Origin of the sequence: Providencia sp. PROV080 (genome assembly GCF_033688105.1) — a bacterium.
In the GTDB taxonomy this organism is placed as follows: Bacteria; Pseudomonadota; Gammaproteobacteria; order Enterobacterales; family Enterobacteriaceae; genus Providencia; species Providencia zhejiangensis.
Map to the genome: position 1 here is coordinate 3,377,689 of NZ_CP096346.1, position 17,996 is coordinate 3,395,684.

General features: G+C 43.6%; 15 protein-coding genes and 1 riboswitch. Of the genes, 8 read left to right on the plus strand and 7 right to left on the minus strand.

The features are described 5' to 3' along the window. Positions 1 to 1,161 (plus strand): glutathionylspermidine synthase family protein, encoded by a 1,161-nt coding sequence (locus M1F03_RS15150; RefSeq protein WP_251464632.1) that lies wholly within the window; start codon positions 1 to 3, stop codon positions 1,159 to 1,161. Positions 1,162 to 1,264: 103 nt separating this feature from the next. On the opposite strand, the gene ygiD is transcribed toward M1F03_RS15150, so the two are convergent. Both ygiD and ribB read right to left on the minus strand, forming a co-directional pair. Continuing rightward, on the minus strand, positions 1,265 to 2,053 hold the full coding sequence (gene ygiD / locus M1F03_RS15155; protein WP_247046678.1) for a 4,5-DOPA dioxygenase extradiol: 789 nt from the start codon (positions 2,051 to 2,053) through the stop codon (positions 1,265 to 1,267). Between the two features lie 170 nt (positions 2,054 to 2,223). Then, positions 2,224 to 2,877 (minus strand): 3,4-dihydroxy-2-butanone-4-phosphate synthase, encoded by a 654-nt coding sequence (gene ribB / locus M1F03_RS15160; RefSeq protein WP_251464633.1) that lies wholly within the window; start codon positions 2,875 to 2,877, stop codon positions 2,224 to 2,226. Positions 2,878 to 3,032: 155 nt separating this feature from the next. After that, a riboswitch (FMN riboswitch) is annotated at positions 3,033 to 3,183 on the minus strand. 308 nt (positions 3,184 to 3,491) lie between these two features. Between ribB and ubiK the strand changes: the two genes are divergently transcribed. Beyond that, positions 3,492 to 3,773, plus strand: coding sequence for a ubiquinone biosynthesis accessory factor UbiK (ubiK, locus tag M1F03_RS15165; RefSeq protein ID WP_154624206.1), 282 nt, complete (start codon positions 3,492 to 3,494; stop codon positions 3,771 to 3,773). Positions 3,774 to 3,838: 65 nt separating this feature from the next. Here ubiK and hldE read toward each other — a convergent pair whose 3' ends face one another. The 3 genes from hldE to M1F03_RS15180 all read right to left on the minus strand — a co-directional run bounded on the left by hldE (position 3,839) and on the right by M1F03_RS15180 (position 9,171). Beyond that, positions 3,839 to 5,266, minus strand: coding sequence for a bifunctional D-glycero-beta-D-manno-heptose-7-phosphate kinase/D-glycero-beta-D-manno-heptose 1-phosphate adenylyltransferase HldE (gene hldE / locus M1F03_RS15170; RefSeq protein ID WP_154624205.1), 1,428 nt, complete (start codon positions 5,264 to 5,266; stop codon positions 3,839 to 3,841). A 71-nt stretch (positions 5,267 to 5,337) separates the two neighbouring features. Next, the gene (glnE, locus tag M1F03_RS15175) at positions 5,338 to 8,199 is read right to left on the minus strand and encodes a bifunctional [glutamate--ammonia ligase]-adenylyl-L-tyrosine phosphorylase/[glutamate--ammonia-ligase] adenylyltransferase (RefSeq protein WP_251464634.1); all 2,862 of its coding nucleotides are present in this window, start codon (positions 8,197 to 8,199) and stop codon (positions 5,338 to 5,340) included. A gap of 9 nt (positions 8,200 to 8,208) precedes the next feature. After that, complete coding sequence (locus M1F03_RS15180; protein ID WP_251464635.1) at positions 8,209 to 9,171, minus strand: inorganic triphosphatase; 963 nt, start codon at positions 9,169 to 9,171, stop codon at positions 8,209 to 8,211. A 345-nt stretch (positions 9,172 to 9,516) separates the two neighbouring features. Between M1F03_RS15180 and M1F03_RS15185 the strand changes: the two genes are divergently transcribed. After that, the gene (locus M1F03_RS15185; protein ID WP_154624202.1) at positions 9,517 to 10,134 is read left to right on the plus strand and encodes a TIGR04211 family SH3 domain-containing protein; all 618 of its coding nucleotides are present in this window, start codon (positions 9,517 to 9,519) and stop codon (positions 10,132 to 10,134) included. Positions 10,135 to 10,144: 10 nt separating this feature from the next. Further along, positions 10,145 to 11,389, plus strand: a complete 1,245-nt coding sequence (locus tag M1F03_RS15190; RefSeq protein ID WP_251465239.1) for a multifunctional CCA addition/repair protein — start codon at positions 10,145 to 10,147, stop codon at positions 11,387 to 11,389. Positions 11,390 to 11,422: 33 nt separating this feature from the next. Here M1F03_RS15190 and folB read toward each other — a convergent pair whose 3' ends face one another. Next, entirely contained in the window at positions 11,423 to 11,782 is a 360-nt protein-coding gene (gene folB, locus M1F03_RS15195) for a bifunctional dihydroneopterin aldolase/7,8-dihydroneopterin epimerase (RefSeq protein WP_154624212.1), read from the minus strand. A gap of 239 nt (positions 11,783 to 12,021) precedes the next feature. On the opposite strand from folB, the gene plsY reads away from it, so the two are divergent. After that, on the plus strand, positions 12,022 to 12,678 hold the full coding sequence (gene plsY / locus M1F03_RS15200; protein ID WP_154624201.1) for a glycerol-3-phosphate 1-O-acyltransferase PlsY: 657 nt from the start codon (positions 12,022 to 12,024) through the stop codon (positions 12,676 to 12,678). Positions 12,679 to 12,866: 188 nt separating this feature from the next. After that, positions 12,867 to 14,399, plus strand: coding sequence for a methyl-accepting chemotaxis protein (locus M1F03_RS15205; RefSeq protein WP_154624200.1), 1,533 nt, complete (start codon positions 12,867 to 12,869; stop codon positions 14,397 to 14,399). Between the two features lie 134 nt (positions 14,400 to 14,533). Here M1F03_RS15205 and tsaD read toward each other — a convergent pair whose 3' ends face one another. Continuing rightward, positions 14,534 to 15,562 (minus strand): tRNA (adenosine(37)-N6)-threonylcarbamoyltransferase complex transferase subunit TsaD, encoded by a 1,029-nt coding sequence (gene tsaD / locus M1F03_RS15210; protein ID WP_154624199.1) that lies wholly within the window; start codon positions 15,560 to 15,562, stop codon positions 14,534 to 14,536. Between the two features lie 326 nt (positions 15,563 to 15,888). On the opposite strand from tsaD, the gene rpsU reads away from it, so the two are divergent. Further along, positions 15,889 to 16,104, plus strand: coding sequence for a 30S ribosomal protein S21 (rpsU, locus tag M1F03_RS15215; RefSeq protein WP_001144069.1), 216 nt, complete (start codon positions 15,889 to 15,891; stop codon positions 16,102 to 16,104). A gap of 117 nt (positions 16,105 to 16,221) precedes the next feature. Beyond that, complete coding sequence (gene dnaG, locus M1F03_RS15220) at positions 16,222 to 17,967, plus strand: DNA primase (RefSeq protein ID WP_154624198.1); 1,746 nt, start codon at positions 16,222 to 16,224, stop codon at positions 17,965 to 17,967. Positions 17,968 to 17,996 lie beyond the last annotated feature (29 nt).

The window sequence follows — 17,996 nt, forward strand, 5'->3', positions numbered from 1 at the left end:
ATGAAACGAGTTCCAATTATTGAGCGCCCTGATTGGCGCGAAAAAGCAGCTGAATTTGGTTTTGGTTTTCACACTATGTATGGCGAACCATACTGGTCTGAAGATGCTTATTACCAATTTTCAATGGCGCAGATTGACGAAATTGAAGAAGCGACGGCTGAACTACACCAAATGTGTTTGAAGGTGGTTGAGCGTGTTATTGACAGCGACGAGTTACTCACCCGTTTTCAAATTCCAAAACATTGCTGGGGCTTCGTACGCCATTCATGGAAAACGAGCCAACCCTCTCTCTATTCGCGTCTTGACCTAGCTTACGATGGTGTTAACCCACCTAAACTGCTGGAAAATAATGCTGATACTCCAACTTCATTATACGAGTCGGCATTTTTCCAATGGATTTGGCTAGAAGATCAATTAGAGGCAGGTAACTTACCTGAAGGTGCTGATCAGTTTAATAGCATTCAAGAACAATTGATCGAACGCTTCACCCAGCTTAAAGATCAACATGGTTTCCGCCTGTTACATATGGCGTGCTGCCGTGATACCGAAGAAGATCGCGGTACCGTGCAGTACCTACAAGACTGTGCTCATGAAGCTGGTGTGGCAACTGAATTTCTCTATATGGATGAAATCGGTTTAGGTGAACGCGGTGAATTTACGGATACACAAGATCAGATCATTAGTAATCTGTTCAAACTGTATCCATGGGAATTTATGCTTAGAGAGATGTTCTCAACCAAATTGGAAGATGCTGGTGTACGTTGGTTAGAACCTGCATGGAAAAGCATTATTTCCAATAAAGCATTATTGCCTATGTTATGGGAGATGTTCCCTGATCATCCTAATTTACTACCTGCCTACTTTGCCGATGGTAATCAGCCAGCATTAGAAAGCTATGTGGTAAAACCATTATTCTCTCGCGAAGGTGCGAATATCCGTGTTATTGAAAACGGTAAAGAAATCGCATCAGCGGATGGCCCCTATGGCGAGGAAGGAATGATCATCCAACAATTCCATCCATTACCACAATTTGAAGGTAACTATACCTTAGTGGGGAGTTGGCTGGTTAATGATCAACCTGCTGGGATTTGTATTCGTGAAGATAAAGAGCTAATCACTCAAGATCTTTCTCGTTTCTATCCTCACGTTATCATTGATTGATTCATCAACGGCATGTGAATGCATGCCGTTGACTTTCATGGCCACGATAAAACACGCAATAATTATTTATCTCGCAACCAGAATAAAATAACGATTATCCATTTTATTCGCCTATCTGCACCGATAGCATACTCAATGAACCAGATACAATGCCTTCTGTCGGTGTTGATATCGGTTCTTTACCATCCCAGCAACCAATAACATACAGCAAAGGTAAAAAATGTTCAGGTGATGGATTTGAACGCTGACCATCTTCTCTTTCAAGAGCCTGTGTTAAAGGATGAGGTGACTGCTTGCTTCCTAAGTGCTCAATCACAAATTGTTCAAATGTACGCGCCCAAGGATAAGGCTTAGCCGCTGCATTTTGCCAATCCATTTCACGTAGATTATGTACCACATTTCCGCTGCCCATAATCATCACGCCCTGCTCCCTTAATAAAGCCAATTTACGCCCTATTTCTAAGTGCCAAGCGGCAGGTTTTGTGCCATCTATACTGAGTTGTACAACAGGGATATCTGCCTGAGGGTACATACGAACAAGGATCTCCCATGTACCATGGTCTAACCCCCATTCATGGTTATCTAAATAAACGGGTAATGGGGCTAATAAATTTGCAACTTGTTGAGCGAGTTCTGGGGAGCCGGAGGCAGAGTATTGCACTTGGTATAACGCCTCAGGAAAACCGCCAAAATCATGTATTGTTTTTGGTTGAGCCATCGCAGTGACAGCAGTTCCGCGAGTATACCAGTGCGCCGATACCATCAATATCGCTTTAGGTTTAGGTAAAGAGCGACCGAGAGCTTCCCATGCCTGAGTATAAGGATTATCTGACACGGCATTCATTGGGCTGCCATGACCAATGAAAAGAGCTGGCATTCTGTTCGTTGACATGATATTTCATGCTCCATCTTACGAATTCTATTGCCAGAATACTCAGTTTTAGGGTGAATGACAGTAAGGTAGGCTTGACTATCTTCATCAAATAAATTGAAAAAGCCACAAAGGTGTGCAACTTTGTGGCTTTCATCTTATAGGCTAAACGTTTCTGTATGTTATCTGATTTAGCTTGCTTTCTTTTCGGCTTGTAAGCGATATGCAACTAAATCTTCAATGGTCAATACCGTCAGGTTGTGCTCTCTTGCGAAAGCGACAACTTCTGGAGCGCGCGCCATCGTGCCATCATCATTCGTCAATTCACACAATACGCCCGCAGGTTTAAAGCCGGCTAATGTTGCAAGGTCGATACTTGCTTCGGTATGACCACGACGTACGAGAACACCGCCATCACGACCACGTAATGGAAATACGTGACCTGGGTGGTGAAGATCCGCAGGCACTGCATTGTCAGCGATAGCGGCACGAATAGTGGTAATACGATCGGCGGCTGAAACCCCTGTCGTGACTCCTTTTGCGGCTTCAATCGTAACCGTAAAAGCGGTGTTATTTTGGCTCGTATTATTTTGAACCATCATTGGCAATTCAAGCTGCTTACGACGTTCTTCAGTAATGCATAGACAAACAATGCCGCTGCTATAACGGATTGTCATTGCCATTTGTTCTGGTGTCATCGTCTCAGCAGCAAAAATAAGGTCACCTTCGTTTTCACGATCTTCATCGTCAAGTACGAGTACGCCTTGACCTTGGCGCAATGCTTCAATAGCACGTTCAACACGTTCGATTGGATTACCGAATTCGGAAAGTAGCGTCTGATTCATGGTAAAAACCTCTTAAGTGATAATTTATTAGTTACCAGAATCAGGGCAGTCTTAGGAGTACGAGAACTGAATAAACACAATAGCCGTAAACGTGCTTTCTGCATATTCAGATATGAAAAGCAATACAGTGCCTCACAGCACAATGATGCTAATACCGTTATTCTCTCCCATCCGGACTATAACCGTCGGCTCCAGATTCACACTGGATCTGCTGACCTTTACCCTCATCGATGATAAAGCGCTCGCGGGCTTCATGCATAAGCATGTTACCGCCGGTGGGGACTTCCACCCCGCCCTGAGATAAGCGTCCCCAATATAGCGCCAATAATTATAACGTGCAACGGGCAAGCCTAAATTTGGCATTCAACTCACATTTTAAGTCAAAAAAATCAATAAAAAATAAGGCGCTAACAAGATAGCTCAATGCTTAATAACAAATTGGGCATGAACTTGTTAAAATGAGTGAATACAGAAACGAAAAGGTATCAAGGGTTAGCTTAACTTGCGATATCGTTAGCCTAACTTCATGTTCGGTAGGTATATGGGCTTTATTACAAAGCATTCTAGTATTACACTATCGGCAAATTGATCTTTTAAAACTTAAGGACCCGCGAATGCTCGATCCGAAAAAAATTGAACAAGTAGCCCGTCAAATTCAAGGCGCTTTACCAAAAGGTGTCCGTGATCTGGGTGAAGACTTTGATAAGAAACTACGCTCACTGCTGCAATCACAGCTTGGCAAGCTTGATCTGGTTAGCCGTGAAGAGTTTGATATTCAAACTCAAGTGTTGCTGCGTACTCGCGAAAAATTAGCGCAAATGGAACAGCGTGTAAAAGCGTTAGAAGAACGTTTTAACGATACAAAAGCGCTTGAAGAGAAACCGTCAGAACATTAATCATTTTCTGTAAGACCTGTGAATTTTCCTATCACAGGCCTTATCTCATGGATATTTAAGGGGTCTTAGCTACTTTTCATTATATTTTTAATGATATTAGTGGTCGAAATACCATCTTCAAAATTCAGGACTTTAACTTCACCACCCGCAGCCCAAACTTCTTCACTCCCTGCAATCTCTTCTGGACGATAATCGCCACCTTTAACCAGTACATCAGGAAGAACTTCACTGATTAAGCGTTGTGGTGTATCCTCTTCAAAAGGAACCACCCAATCAACCGACTCTAGCGCGCCGAGCACGATCATACGTTGTTCCAATGGATTAACCGGACGAGTTTCCCCTTTTAAACGACGTGTCGATGCATCACTGTTAACGGCCACTATAAGCCTATCGCCAAGCTTACGCGCATTCGCGAGATAAGATACGTGCCCTGCATGCAGAATATCAAAGCAGCCATTGGTCATCACAACACGTTCGCCACGCTGCCTCGCATTTGCTACGGCCTGTTTTAATTGGTTTTCATCCATAACGCCAAAACCATTATCAGCACGCCCGCGGATTGCATTTTCGAGTTCGATTGGCGAGACAGTCGAAGTTCCCAATTTGCCGACCACCACGCCAGCAGCGGCATTCGCTAATGCACAAGCTTCATGTAATGGACGACCTGACGCGATAGATGCGGCTAATACACCAATAACAGTATCCCCAGCTCCTGTCACATCGTAAACTTCTTGCGCCTCAGTCGGTAAATGTAATGGGGGTTCATTACGGCGGATCAGACTCATGCCTTGCTCAGAGCGCGTGATCAATAATGCAGTTAAATCGAGAGATTGCAAAAGATGCATTCCCTTCTCTTCAACATCTTGATTATCACGACAGCGACCGACGATCGCTTCAAATTCAGACATATTTGGTGTCAACAGCGTTGCACCACGATAGCGTTCAAAATCGTTTCCTTTCGGGTCGATCAGCACAGGAACACCCGCATTATTTGCCAACGCGATCATTTTCTGTACTTGAGAGAGCGCTCCTTTCGCATAATCAGAGAGCACTAACGCTCCGATATTAGGTAAGGCTTGCTCAATGCGTTCCAGCATTGGTTGTACATCAACATTTTCAAAGCCTTCCTCAAAATCAAGGCGTAGCAATTGTTGATTACGTGATAAAACGCGTAATTTTGTGATCGTGGGATGTGTTGGGATAGGCACAAAGTCACAACGTACTTTAACGGCATGCAAGCTGTCAGTTAGGGCTTTAGCCGCATCATCGACACCCGTTAAGCCGACAAGATAAGATTGCGCCCCTAATGAAGCAATATTCATTGCAACGTTTGCAGCACCACCAGGACGCTCTTCAACCATGTTGACTTTAACCACCGGAACCGGTGCTTCTGGTGAAATACGACTTGCTGGACCATGCCAATAACGATCTAGCATGACATCACCAACAACAAGTACGCCTGCTTGTTTATAATCAGGGAGTATCACTTTCATCCCAAAACTCCAGTTTTCAAAAGGAAGCTATCATTAATTAATGCGATATTATCACAAAGCAATAGTTCGCGTTAATCACGCTGTTCACCTACCCCCAACCATTTTGCCCAACTTGCTAGCACCTGTTCCCGTTCAGCAACAAACCGGCTGATATCAACACGGCTAGGCAACGACTGTAAAGCAAGATGATGCAGTTCATCACGCATGGTGACATAGGCTTGAGTGAGGGCATTCGCTTCATCCGCGGCCATTAAATGATTTTGTACCATCAACTCAAAAATACGGACATTATCCGACCAACGCGTTAATGTGGGATTCTCAGATGCATAGCGTAAAACGAGATATTGTGCGATAAATTCAATATCGGTAATTCCTCCGGGATCGGCTTTTAAATCAAACTGATCCTGTTGATGACTCCCTAAATGCTGATGCATTTTTAGCCGCATATCACGTACTTGTTGACGCAACGTTTCTGCCTCTTGTGGCATACATAAGGTTTCATGACGAATTCGATGAAATTCTTGTTGCAGTTTGGTATCACCAAAAACCATTCGAGCACGAATTAAAGCTTGATGCTCCCATGTCCAAGCTTCATTTTTTTGATAATCATCAAAGGCTTCAATAGTGCTGACTAACATGCCTGACTCACCTGATGGCCTTAAACGTGCATCCACTTCATACAGCACTCCTGAGGCAGTACGAGTGCTAAACAAATGAATAATGCGTTGGGCGACACGCAAATAAAATTGTCTGGCATCGATAGAACGGTCGCCGTTCGTCACAACGCCCATAGGACAATCAAATAAAAACACTAAATCTAAATCAGAACTGTAACCAAGCTCCCATCCCCCCAATTTTCCATAACCTAATACTGCGAAACCATATTGCTTATTTTCTTCTTGGACTAGATGCGCTGGCTCGCCATAGCGTTTGACCATTTTTTGCCAAGCTTGGCGGACAACAGCATCAATAATCGCCTCAGCCAAATACGTTAAGTGATCACTCACTTTCATAACAGGCAAAACACCCGTAATGTCTTCCGCTGCGATACGCAATAATTGCGCTTGCTTAAATTGCCTTAAAGCCTCTAGTTGTTGCTCTTCATCATCTTCAGGCACGCGCATTAAATATTGACGCAATTCATCACGATATGAGGTTAAAGGTAATGGTTGGTAAAGGGATTTAGGATCAAGTAATTCATCGAGCAATAAAGGGTGGCGAGCAAGTTGCTCTGCTATCATCGGAGATGCCGCACATAAACGAATAACATGCGTAAGCACTTCATCAAATTCAAGTATCAACTCTAAGTAAGTTGTTCGACTAACAATACTCAATAGCAAGGGTGTTAAGCGCTCAATGACTTGCCCCGCATCTGCCCTTTCCCCAACTTTTGCCAACAATTTTGGCATTAACTCATCAAGGACGTCTCGCCCTCGAGGGCCTATAGTGCGTTTATTGAGATCATGGCGGAACATCAAAATGCCATGGATGATTTTCTGTGCTATCTCTTCATCTTGAGAAGGCAAATAAGGCGCGAGTTCGTCTTTAGACAACTCGCCTTGCCACAGTGTGATATAAATTTCATCGAACGTATCTTGATTATCGTCTTCGTCATCCTGACCAATTTGCTCAGTAAAAACATGATGAACCATCGCCATTCTTTGCATTAGCGTTTGATAGAAATCATTCCAGCACTCAAACCCCATTCCCCACGCCAAACGCGTTTGATTAAGCGCATCATCAGGAAGCGTTTGGGTCTGTTGGTCATCAATACTTTGTAATAAGTTTTCAACGCGTCGCAAAAATAAATAGCTATCCTCTAGTTGCTCCACTTGCTCATCAGGAAGCAACCCAAGCTCACGGATGCCTTTCATCGCTAATAATAATGATTGAGACTGCAATGCGGGTTCACGCCCACCACGAATTAATTGGAACACTTGGGTAATAAATTCAATTTCTCGAATACCGCCTGCGCCAAGTTTAATGTTATCAACCAAGCCACGGCGTCTGACTTCTCGCTCAATCATATTTTTCATATTACGTAGCGATTGAATCACACTAAAATCAATATAGCGACGATAAACAAAAGGCCGCAGTAGCCGACGCAAGGTGTCTGTATAATGTAGGCTATCTGGCCCCATAATACGGGCTTTGACCATGGCGTAACGTTCCCAATCACGCCCCTGTTCTTGATAGTAATCTTCTAAAGCGGAGAAACTGAAAACCAAAGGCCCACTATCGCCGAATGGACGTAAACGCATATCAACACGATAAACAAAACCATCAACAGTGACTTGGTCGAGTACGCGGATCAATTTTTGTCCTAAACGGGTAAAAAATTGCGCATTATCGAGTTCTTTGCGTCCCCCACGGGTCACGCCATTTTCGGGATAAGCAAAAATCAAATCAATATCAGAAGAAAAATTAAGCTCCCCACCCCCCAGTTTTCCCATGCCTAAAACTAATAATGGCTGTGGATTTCCTTCGCTATCGCTAGGCGTGCCCCATGATTGACAATATTGCTGATATAGCCAATCCCTTGCTGCAACGATCAACGTTTCGGCTAGCTGGCTCAATTGTTGTAATGTTTCATTCTCAGTGCTGACATTTAATGTCTGCATCCAAGCAGCCCTGACTAACATTTGATGACGAAATATTCGTAACACCCGCATCAAATGCTCTTCATCGACAACCGATGCAAGATCCTCGGCCAACCACGATGTGTAATGTTGCCATTCATCAGGCTTTGGCTCGGATTGACGGATATTTTGCAAAAAGCGAGAGTGGGATAACACCTGCTTTAACACAAAATCACTGAAGCTTAAGACCGTCATTTCTTCATCGTTCAATGGCAACAATTCACTTTGCTGATCCGCTAAACGTGCGAGAACGTGTTGACGTTGGCGATGTAATAATTCAGGGAAAGGATGCATATCAACACCTTAATGAATATCAGTATACTTCAAAGCAATTAGCCATTGCGTAAAGGCTAGCTTACATTTTAGCCAACGACTGCTGTAGCAAAAGGCTTCCGCACTTAAGCTTTCATCTGCGAGGTCGGCTCTAAGCTGGTCTAATGGGATATCTTGGATAAACTGTGGTGCAGAATTGCGATAGTGGACTAAGAATGCTTGAACAAAACGCAAAAATACATCAAACCCTTCACGAGCTGCGGTTTCATCTGCCAGCCAATAAGCCTCATGCTGTTGGCATAACTGCTGTATATGCAACAACGCTTGCTCTATTGGCAGCTGTTCATAATCGAATATCGTTTCAGGCTGTTGCAGTGGAGCCTCTTCGGTTTGCATCAAAGAGTATCCTCTAGCCGCTTTCGAGGCGGAAGACAGACGTAGGCCGTCAATATCTGCTAACTTTTTTGCTAAATTCAGTACGTCAGCAACAAAACCTTGTTTGAGTTCCAACTCAAATTCTTGAATAGGCAGTTCACGGGCTCCAGCGGAGATCTCACCTTGGTCAAAAACAATTTCAATTTCACTGTCTTCAAATGTTACCAACCACTTTTCACGCATAAAATGCGTACTAAACAGAATGTGTAATTGAGATTGTAACTGTTGCATATCCGTTCCTTCCGGCCAAATTTCGGTAGGAAAAGCAGCTAAATTCAATTCTGGTACATCAATGTCCACATTATATTCAGGACGTTGATGTAATCCGCCGATAACTTGACCCGCGGTTTTTATCGTCATTTCATAATGCCCATCACAACCACGAATACGTAAGCCCATATCCCATTGACGGAGCAAGCGATCTTCGCTATCGAAATAAATGTTAGTCAGTTTCTTAGGCTCAATATGTTGGTGGGCAAGCGTCGATAAAAATTGGCGTACTGGCTCTATTGCGGCAGTTTGAGCAGCCAATTTAAGTTCAACTTCGATGTGGCTCATACATTTCCTTAATTGATAATGTCTCTGACATCATATTACCCCAATCAGCGTAGAGTGAGAAAATAAAGCGCACTGAAACCAAAAATTCTATCGTCTCTATTTATTCCAGATATTTGTGTCAAGAAATGCAAGGAATTATACGCTATATAGTGAGTTAGGATAGTTCCCATTCTGGTTTTACATTTGCACACGCAAACTTAACTCTTTAGTATCTATACTCGTCGTACTTCAAGTTGTAGCATGAGTTAAACACTTATCGACACGCTGTATCTCGAATTATGTAAAGTAGATCTACACACATATGCCGCATTCATTCACCATAAAGAATAGAAAGTAAATACGATTATGCGAAAAATACCATTATTACTCCTTTCAATCATGGGGCTAAGCCTATCAGTCAGCACCTTTGCGGCTGAAAAACGCTATATTTCTGACGACTTATCAACTTATGTGCATAGTGGACCAGGAACGAAATACCGCATTGTTGGTACGCTCAATGCGGGTGAAAGTGTTGAATTGATTTCAACGGATGGTAATTTCGCTCAAGTCAAAGACGAACGCGGGCGCACAGTATGGCTGCCAGAAAACCAACTTAGTGACACCCCCAGTATGAAAGTTCGTATTCCTGAGTTAGAAGCCGAAAATCAAAAATTACGCCAGCAACTCGAAAACATTGATAGCACTTGGAATACCCGAACCGCTGATATGCAACAACGCGTCGCTGATAACGATAAAATCGTCAATCAGCTGAAAGCAGAAAATGAAAAACTGAAAAACGAATTGATCAAATCAGGTAAGAAATTAGAAATTGCCGAGGTCAATCTGGATGATCGCCGTCGTGAACTTATACTACAATGGTTTATGTATGGTGGTGGTGTTGCAGGTGCTGGGCTTATTTTTGGTCTGATCTTGCCACATATTATTCCACGCCGTAAAAAACGTAATGACCGTTGGATGAGCTAACACGTTAATGATGAAAATATATCTGGTGGGCGGAGCCGTTCGCGATGAATTGCTTGGGCTTCCAGTCTCCGATAGAGACTATGTGGTAGTCGGGTCAACACCCGATGAGATGTTGGCACAAGGTTTTCAACAGGTGGGAAAGGACTTCCCTGTATTTCTGCATCCGAAAACGCATGAAGAGTATGCTTTAGCCAGAACAGAACGTAAAACAGGTTCTGGCTATACTGGATTTAGTTGCTATTCAGCGCCAGATGTCACTATTAAGGATGACCTTTTACGTCGCGACCTCACCATTAATGCCATCGCTAAAGATGACCAAGGCCAACTCACTGACCCCTATCATGGGGTAGATGACCTCAACGCACGTATTCTACGCCACGTTTCCGATGCCTTTGCTGAAGATCCACTACGTATACTGCGTGTTGCACGTTTTGCCGCACGTTTCTCAGCACTGGGGTTTCAGATCGCGCCTGAAACCATGACGTTGATGCAAACCATGACCGCATCCGGTGAGCTAACACATCTCACCGCAGAGCGTGTTTGGGCCGAAACTGAAAAAGCACTGAGGTCAAACTCGCCACAGGTCTACTTTGAGGTATTGCGTCAATGCGGTGCCCTTGCGGTTCTGTTCCCTGAAATTGATAATCTGTTTGGTATTCCAGCTCCAGCCAAGTGGCACCCTGAAATTGATACGGGTATCCACACTCTCATGGCATTAGGTATGGCAGCAGAACTCAGCTCTGACGTCGACATTCGCTTCTCTGTACTCTGCCATGATGTCGGTAAGGCACTCACACCAAAACATCTTTGGCCTAGCCACCCTAATCATGGTGAAGCAGGTGTCGCGCTGATAGATAATTTATGCGCTCGATTGAAAGTTCCCAATAGTGCTAGAGAGCTGGCACGACTCAGTGCCCGTTTTCATGACAAAATCCATGTGATTAATAGGCTAAGCGCGACAGAACTCATTCAATTGTTTGATGGATTGGATAGTTGGCGTAAACCTGAACGAATTATTCAGTTAAGCCTAATCAGTGAGGCTGACGCACGTGGACGAGCTGGCCTTGAACAGCAAGCTTACCCACAAGGAGAATTCCTGCGCCAAGCCTTTGCCACCGCGCAAACAGTCAGTGTTAAACCTATTATCGAGCAAGGCTTTCAAGGGCCACAAATCCGCGAAGAACTCACTCGTCAACGTATTGCACATGTAGAACAGTGGCGACAACAACAAACCACCTTATCACTTCATCCATAATCATTGGCGGTAGTTGACCGCCAATGACAGGAGTTAAGCCCTTTTAGTGCCTCTTTCAATCACTACACCGACACTTTTAGCGCGGGCAACGGCACCGGGTTTAGCGACTTTAATGCGCACCCAAGGACTACAAAAGTCATTTAATAAAAGTTGAGCCACCTCTTCAGCAACTCTCTCTACTAAGCCAAATTTATTTTTGCTAACATGAGTTATGATGGCTTGGCTAATTTGCGCGTAATCGAGACAATCTTTTACTTTATCGCTCCTTGATGCTCGTTTGTTATCCCATCCCATTTCGATATCGAGCACCAGTTTCTGCTCAATTTCTTGTTCCCAGTCATATACACCAATAGTGGTGATGACTGATAATTGTTCAATAAATACGATATCCATCACGTCATTTTCTCGTTTATGTGCTGAATTGATACCACTTCTTGGAAAATGTGCGTATTATCCAAGAAGTGAAATAAATTGTGAATCTACGCTCGTTATACTTCAAGTTGTAGCATTGTTGACTACGCGCATTTTGCACGAGTCACAGACCGATATTGCTCTAAGCGGCTCATTAACTTGTCGCCTAGCTGCAACTCGAATTATTCAGAGTCTTTACACTAACTGTTTTGGAGTTAGCTATGAGTGCAACCGCGCTTGGCATGATAATCTTTGCCTACCTTTGTGGCTCAGTTTCGAGTGCTATACTGATCTGCCGATTGGCAAGATTACCCGATCCTCGTCAACATGGCTCAGGTAACCCCGGAGCAACAAACGTTTTGCGTGTCGGCGGTAAATTAGCTGCTGCTGGTGTCCTCATTTGCGACATCCTCAAAGGGATGATACCCGTTTGGTTGGCTTACTATTTAAAAGTTCCACCATTCTATCTTGGCTTTGTCGCAATTGCAGCTTGCCTTGGGCATATTTATCCCGTTTTCTTCCGTTTTAAAGGAGGAAAAGGCGTCGCGACAGCATTCGGTTCTATTGCGGCTATCGGTTGGGATCTCTCTGGAGTCATCGCTGGTACTTGGCTGCTGACTGTGCTTCTCAGTGGTTATTCATCATTAGGCGCTATTGTTGGTGCCCTACTTGCCCCCTTTTACGTGTGGTGGTTTAAGCCAGAATTCACCTTTCCCGTTGCGATGCTCTCGTGTCTTATCTTGGTACGTCACCATGGTAATATCCAACGACTATGGCGAGGCCAAGAAAGTCGGATTTGGCAAAAACTAAAAAATAAAAAGAAAAAAACGGCGAAAGAGATAGCCCAAGAAGCAAAAGAGCAAGAACAAGAGGATTAATATTAAAAGGCTGTAATAACAGCCTTTTTTTCACATCTCACTGTATTTAACCAAACTCTGTACCAAACTTAAGGCATATTGCAAAAAAAATAAGATAAACTTCAAATAATTCTAAATAATGCCTAATGATAATTTGAAATAAGTCGAAATATACCATTGAGAAACTCAACAATTATAATGGTGTACTTATGACGAGCATTCCTTTTATTACACAAAACGAATATCAACTAGAAGACGATACCACCCTCATGACCACTAGCGACTTAGAGGGAAATATCACACACGCAAACGATGACTTTATAAAAGTTAGTGGTTATTCACTTTCTGAACTCATGCATCAGCCTCACAATATCATCCGCCACCCCGATATGCCTAAAGCGGCATTTGCCGACATGTGGAACACGTTAAAAAATGGCGAACCTTGGACGGGGATAGTGAAAAACCGCCGTAAAAATGGTGACCACTATTGGGTGAGAGCCAATATTTGTCCGATGGTGAGAGAAGGCGTGATGACGGGTTACATGTCAATTCGCACTAAGGCTTCACGCGAGGAAATTGCCGTGGCTGAGCCACTCTATCAATCATTAAATGAAGGTCATCGTCATCGCAAACTTCATAAAGGATTGGTGCTGACGTCGTATTGGTTTAGCCAATACCCCGCCCTGTCAATACGCTGGCGAATTCGCGGACTCATGCTGCTATTATTAACAACGTGGATAAGCTTGGCTGCGTTATCAAGCCTGCAAGGCTCTGCTCTTTTTCTCACGACACTGCTCGCTTTAATCATACTGGGCACCGGTAATTTCTTACTTGAACAGATGATTGCCAAACCTATTGAAAATGTAGCCAAACAAGCACTTGATGTTGCTAGAGGTCAGAAACATAGCATCAATCCTCTACATCGTGTTGATGAAATTGGCATGATGTTACGCTCTATTGGCCAGTTAGGATTAGTCTGTCGTTGGCTAACCAATGATGTGTCTTGCCAAATTGGCAATGTACATCAAGAAAGTGAATTATTAGTAAAAGACTGTGATGAGCTTGAGCAACACACGCAAAAAACCGTTGGCTATGTACAACAAACCGTTGCTGCAATGAACCAAATATCCGTTTCAGTACAAATGAATGCTGAAAATACAATTCGAGCAGATAAACTGTCCAGCGAAACCAGTGATACCGCGTTACATGCGGCAGAAGCCATGAAAAACGTGGTACACACCATGGATGAGATCGTTCACAGTACCAGCAAAATCAACGCCATAACCGATGTGATAAAAACCATCGCTTTTCAAACCAATATTTTGGCACTCAATGCCGCGGTTGAAGCGGCCCGAGCCGGAGAGCAAGGAAAAGGCTTTGCCGTTGTCGCCGATGAAGTGCGTAGTCTAGCCAGTCGCAGTGCCAGCGCGGTTAATGATATCCGAGATCTTATTGATGACTGTGAGAATAAAGTGCACTCCGGCAAACTTCATGTTCATACCACCGGAGACACATTACAAGACGTGGTCAATCAAGTGCAAAATGTGACCCAATTAATTAATCACATCAGCCATGCAACCTCTGAACAAGCCGCTGGACTGACAGAAATCACTCAAGCGGTATTTGAACTTGAGTCGATCGCTCAGAAAAATACCATTTTGGTAGAACAAAGTGCCAACGCATCAGAAATCGTCCAAAAACATGCCATACGACTTGATGATGCCATTGTTATTTTACATTAATCATCAATGAATTAGCGTCATAAAAACGCTATTTTTGATTAAAAACAGAAGGGAAATAACACAGTAAAAAATCAACGGTGACTCAGCATAATACCTAATGTCGCCGTTGATTTTTCTTAATCAATCCGGATGGCTTATTGATCACTTTCCACTAACGGAGGTAATTCTGCCAACGGCCAACGAGGACGAACTGTGATACCTAATCCCGTTGTTGCGCCACCTTTTAAACGAATTAGCCCAGCTAATGCGATCATGGCACCATTATCGGTACAAAACTCAGGGCGAGCATAAAATGCTTCACCGCCGCGTTGTTTCAACACCTCTTCCATTTTGGCGCGTAATGTGCGATTTGCGCTAACCCCGCCCGCCATCACTAAGCGTTTAAAGCCTGTTTTCTCAAGTGCACGCTTACATTTTATTGCTAACGTATCGACAACCGCATCTTCAAAAGCACGGGCAATATCCGCACGTGTTTGCTCATCGTCTGCATTTTCTCGAATGGTATTTGCTGCGAATGTTTTTAAGCCTGAAAAACTAAAATCCAGTCCTGGGCGATCGGTCATTGGCCGTGGAAAAACAAAGCGCCCTTGCGTACCTTGCTGCGCCATACGTGATAACGCTGGACCACCCGGATAATCTAGCCCTAATAGTTTTGCTGTTTTATCAAACGCTTCGCCCGCTGCGTCATCAATCGATTCACCAAGTAATTCATACTCACCAATACCCGTTACGCTAATTAACTGGGTGTGTCCCCCCGAAACGAGCAAAGCAACGAATGGAAATTCAGGGCTTTTCTCTTCAAGCATAGGAGCGAGTAAATGCCCTTCCATATGATGAACAGCAACTGCTGGTACGCCCCATGCAAACGCGAGCGAGCGTCCCACTGTCGCACCAACCATTAATGCTCCAACAAGCCCTGGGCCTGCTGTATAAGCGACAGCATCGATGTCGGCACTTGTCAGGTTGGCTTGTTTGAGCGCAGCTTGAATCAGTGGAACCGTTTTACGAATGTGATCGCGAGAAGCCAGTTCAGGGACCACCCCACCGTAGTCAGCATGGACTTTTATCTGACTGTATAATTGGTTAGCTAATAGACCGGCCTTATCATCATAGATTGCGATTCCGGTTTCATCGCAGGATGTTTCGATACCTAAAACGCGCATTGCACTACCCTTGTTTATTGCATAAGGCAAAGTCTACCATTAAATTCAATCTATCGTATAATTTATGATGCCAAAAGGCTGACTTTTCCTGTTGTATAGTCTATAATCACTACCCTGTAATAAATTTCGTGTGGCTAATTTCATTATTACCCTACTTCGCTGTTTTTTTCATCAAATAAAACAACGAACTGGTAATCTTGTGTGTTTCAATTTTATACGGCACTTTACAAACCCGTACTCATTGAAGTAAAATTCCGCACCATTTTAAATGACGGCTGGTTGAATAAAGCCAGCAACAACCCGATTTCTATTGAGGTGAGAGGCACATGCCGGTAATTAAAGTACGTGAAAACGAGCCATTCGACGTTGCACTGCGTCGTTTCAAACGTTCCTGCGAAAAAGCAGGAGTCTTAGCTGAAGTACGTCGTCGTGAATTCTATGAAAAACCAACGACTGAGCGTAAGCGCGCTAAAGCATCTGCTGTTAAGCGTCACGCTAAGAAACTGGCTCGCGAAAACGCACGCCGTACTCGTCTGTACTAATTTGGACGCGGTAGCCACCGCAACCATAGCAGGCAGTATTAGTTAGCAGTTAAAGGCCGTGCTTTCCTGAGGGAAGCGCGGCTTATTATCGTTCATCAACAGGCGAAAAAGAGGCTTATGGCTGGACGAATCCCGCGTTCATTTATCAATGATTTGTTAGCGAGAACCGACATCATCGATTTAGTCGATGCAAAAGTCCCGTTAAAAAAACAGGGTAAAAATCATCACGCGTGCTGTCCGTTCCATAACGAAAAAACACCTTCTTTCACCGTAAATAGTGAAAGGCAGTTTTATTACTGTTTTGGCTGTGGTGCACATGGTAATGCGATCGACTTTTTGATGAATTACGACAAACTCGACTTTGTCGAAGCCATCGAAGAACTTTCTGCTTTACATGGCCTTGATGTTCCTTATGAAACAGGAACAGGCGCAAGCCAAATCGAACTTCATCAACGGCAAAATCTGTACCAATTGATGGAGAAAATAAACCATTTTTACCACGCTGCCTTAAGTCATCCATCGGCAACTAAAGCTAAAGATTATTTAAGCCAACGTGGTTTAACAGCTGACATTATTGAGCATTTTTCGATAGGTTTTGCCCCAGCGGGGTGGGATAATTTGCTCAAAAAATTTGCTGTAAACCCAGAAAGTCGCAAACAGCTTGATGATGCTGGCATGTTAGTGACCAATGATAATGGCCGTACTTATGACCGATTCAGGGAACGAGTCATGTTCCCAATTCGTGATCGTCGTGGTCGTGTTATTGCTTTTGGTGGCCGAGTTTTAGGTGATGCGTTACCTAAATATTTAAACTCGCCCGAAACCGATATCTTTCATAAAGGCCGTCAATTATTTGGTCTCTATGAGGCGACACAACACAGTAATGAACTTAATAAGTTACTGGTTGTTGAAGGCTATATGGATGTCGTGGCGTTAGCCCAATATGGCATCCGTTATGCGGTTGCATCACTCGGTACCTCGACAACGTCTGAGCATATTCAATTGCTCTATCGTTCAACAGATACTGTTATTTGTTGTTATGACGGTGACCGAGCAGGAAGAGAAGCAGCGTGGCGTGCACTTGAAACAGCACTGCCTTATTTGACTGATGGCCGCCAGTTACGATTTATGTTTTTACCTGATGGTGAAGATCCTGACTCTTTAGTCCGCAAAGAAGGTAAAGAGGCATTTGAATTACGAATGAATGACGCACAAACATTATCGTCATTTCTGTTCGACTCACTCGTACCACAGGTTGATTTAAAGACACAAGAAGGGAGAGCAAAATTTAGTAAACTTGCCATCCCTTTGATAAAACAAATACCTGGTGAAACATTGCGCCTCTATATGGCACAAGAATTGGGAAATTTTATCGGTATACCTGATATTTCTCAGGTTCTTGCTATGATTGATAGAGAGAATGCTGAACCGGTCAGTTACCAAGCACCAAAATTAAAACCAACCACAATGCGAATTTTAATCGCTTTGTTGGTGCAGAATCCGAGTTTTTCGGAATCCGTTCCCTCATTAGAGGGGATCGCCCATATTCAAATGCCGGGGCTTTCTCTATTTCAGGAATTGGTCGATGTTTGCCAATCCAACCCCGGAATGACGACTGGGCAGTTGCTTGAGCTGTATCGTGATAATAAATTTGCGAATCAACTTGAAAAACTGGCAACTTGGAACGATATAGAAATAGAGGAAATAGCGGAAAAGACATTTAAAGATGCTTTAAACCATCTATTTAACAGCGCGCTTGATGAGCGTTTTGACTATTTGATAGCCAAAGAACGAACTGAAGGGCTGACCCCAGAAGAACGCGCCGAAGTCCGCCTTATCACACTGTCACGTGTGAAAATATAATGAATACCAAACGGCTTAAGTGCCGATTT

Excerpts from the sequence above, each read along its gene's own strand:
- M1F03_RS15150 (WP_251464632.1), top strand. The coding sequence starts at position 1 with ATGAAACGAGTTCCAATTATTGAGCGCCCTGATTGGCGCGAAAAAGCA.
- ygiD (WP_247046678.1), bottom strand. The coding sequence starts at position 2,053 with ATGTCAACGAACAGAATGCCAGCTCTTTTCATTGGTCATGGCAGCCCA.
- ribB (WP_251464633.1), bottom strand. The coding sequence starts at position 2,877 with ATGAATCAGACGCTACTTTCCGAATTCGGTAATCCAATCGAACGTGTT.
- ubiK (WP_154624206.1), top strand. The coding sequence starts at position 3,492 with ATGCTCGATCCGAAAAAAATTGAACAAGTAGCCCGTCAAATTCAAGGC.
- hldE (WP_154624205.1), bottom strand. The coding sequence starts at position 5,266 with ATGAAAGTGATACTCCCTGATTATAAACAAGCAGGCGTACTTGTTGTT.
- glnE (WP_251464634.1), bottom strand. The coding sequence starts at position 8,199 with ATGCATCCTTTCCCTGAATTATTACATCGCCAACGTCAACACGTTCTC.
- M1F03_RS15180 (WP_251464635.1), bottom strand. The coding sequence starts at position 9,171 with ATGAGCCACATCGAAGTTGAACTTAAATTGGCTGCTCAAACTGCCGCA.
- M1F03_RS15185 (WP_154624202.1), top strand. The coding sequence starts at position 9,517 with ATGCGAAAAATACCATTATTACTCCTTTCAATCATGGGGCTAAGCCTA.
- M1F03_RS15190 (WP_251465239.1), top strand. The coding sequence starts at position 10,145 with ATGAAAATATATCTGGTGGGCGGAGCCGTTCGCGATGAATTGCTTGGG.
- folB (WP_154624212.1), bottom strand. The coding sequence starts at position 11,782 with ATGGATATCGTATTTATTGAACAATTATCAGTCATCACCACTATTGGT.
- plsY (WP_154624201.1), top strand. The coding sequence starts at position 12,022 with ATGAGTGCAACCGCGCTTGGCATGATAATCTTTGCCTACCTTTGTGGC.
- M1F03_RS15205 (WP_154624200.1), top strand. The coding sequence starts at position 12,867 with ATGACGAGCATTCCTTTTATTACACAAAACGAATATCAACTAGAAGAC.
- tsaD (WP_154624199.1), bottom strand. The coding sequence starts at position 15,562 with ATGCGCGTTTTAGGTATCGAAACATCCTGCGATGAAACCGGAATCGCA.
- rpsU (WP_001144069.1), top strand. The coding sequence starts at position 15,889 with ATGCCGGTAATTAAAGTACGTGAAAACGAGCCATTCGACGTTGCACTG.
- dnaG (WP_154624198.1), top strand. The coding sequence starts at position 16,222 with ATGGCTGGACGAATCCCGCGTTCATTTATCAATGATTTGTTAGCGAGA.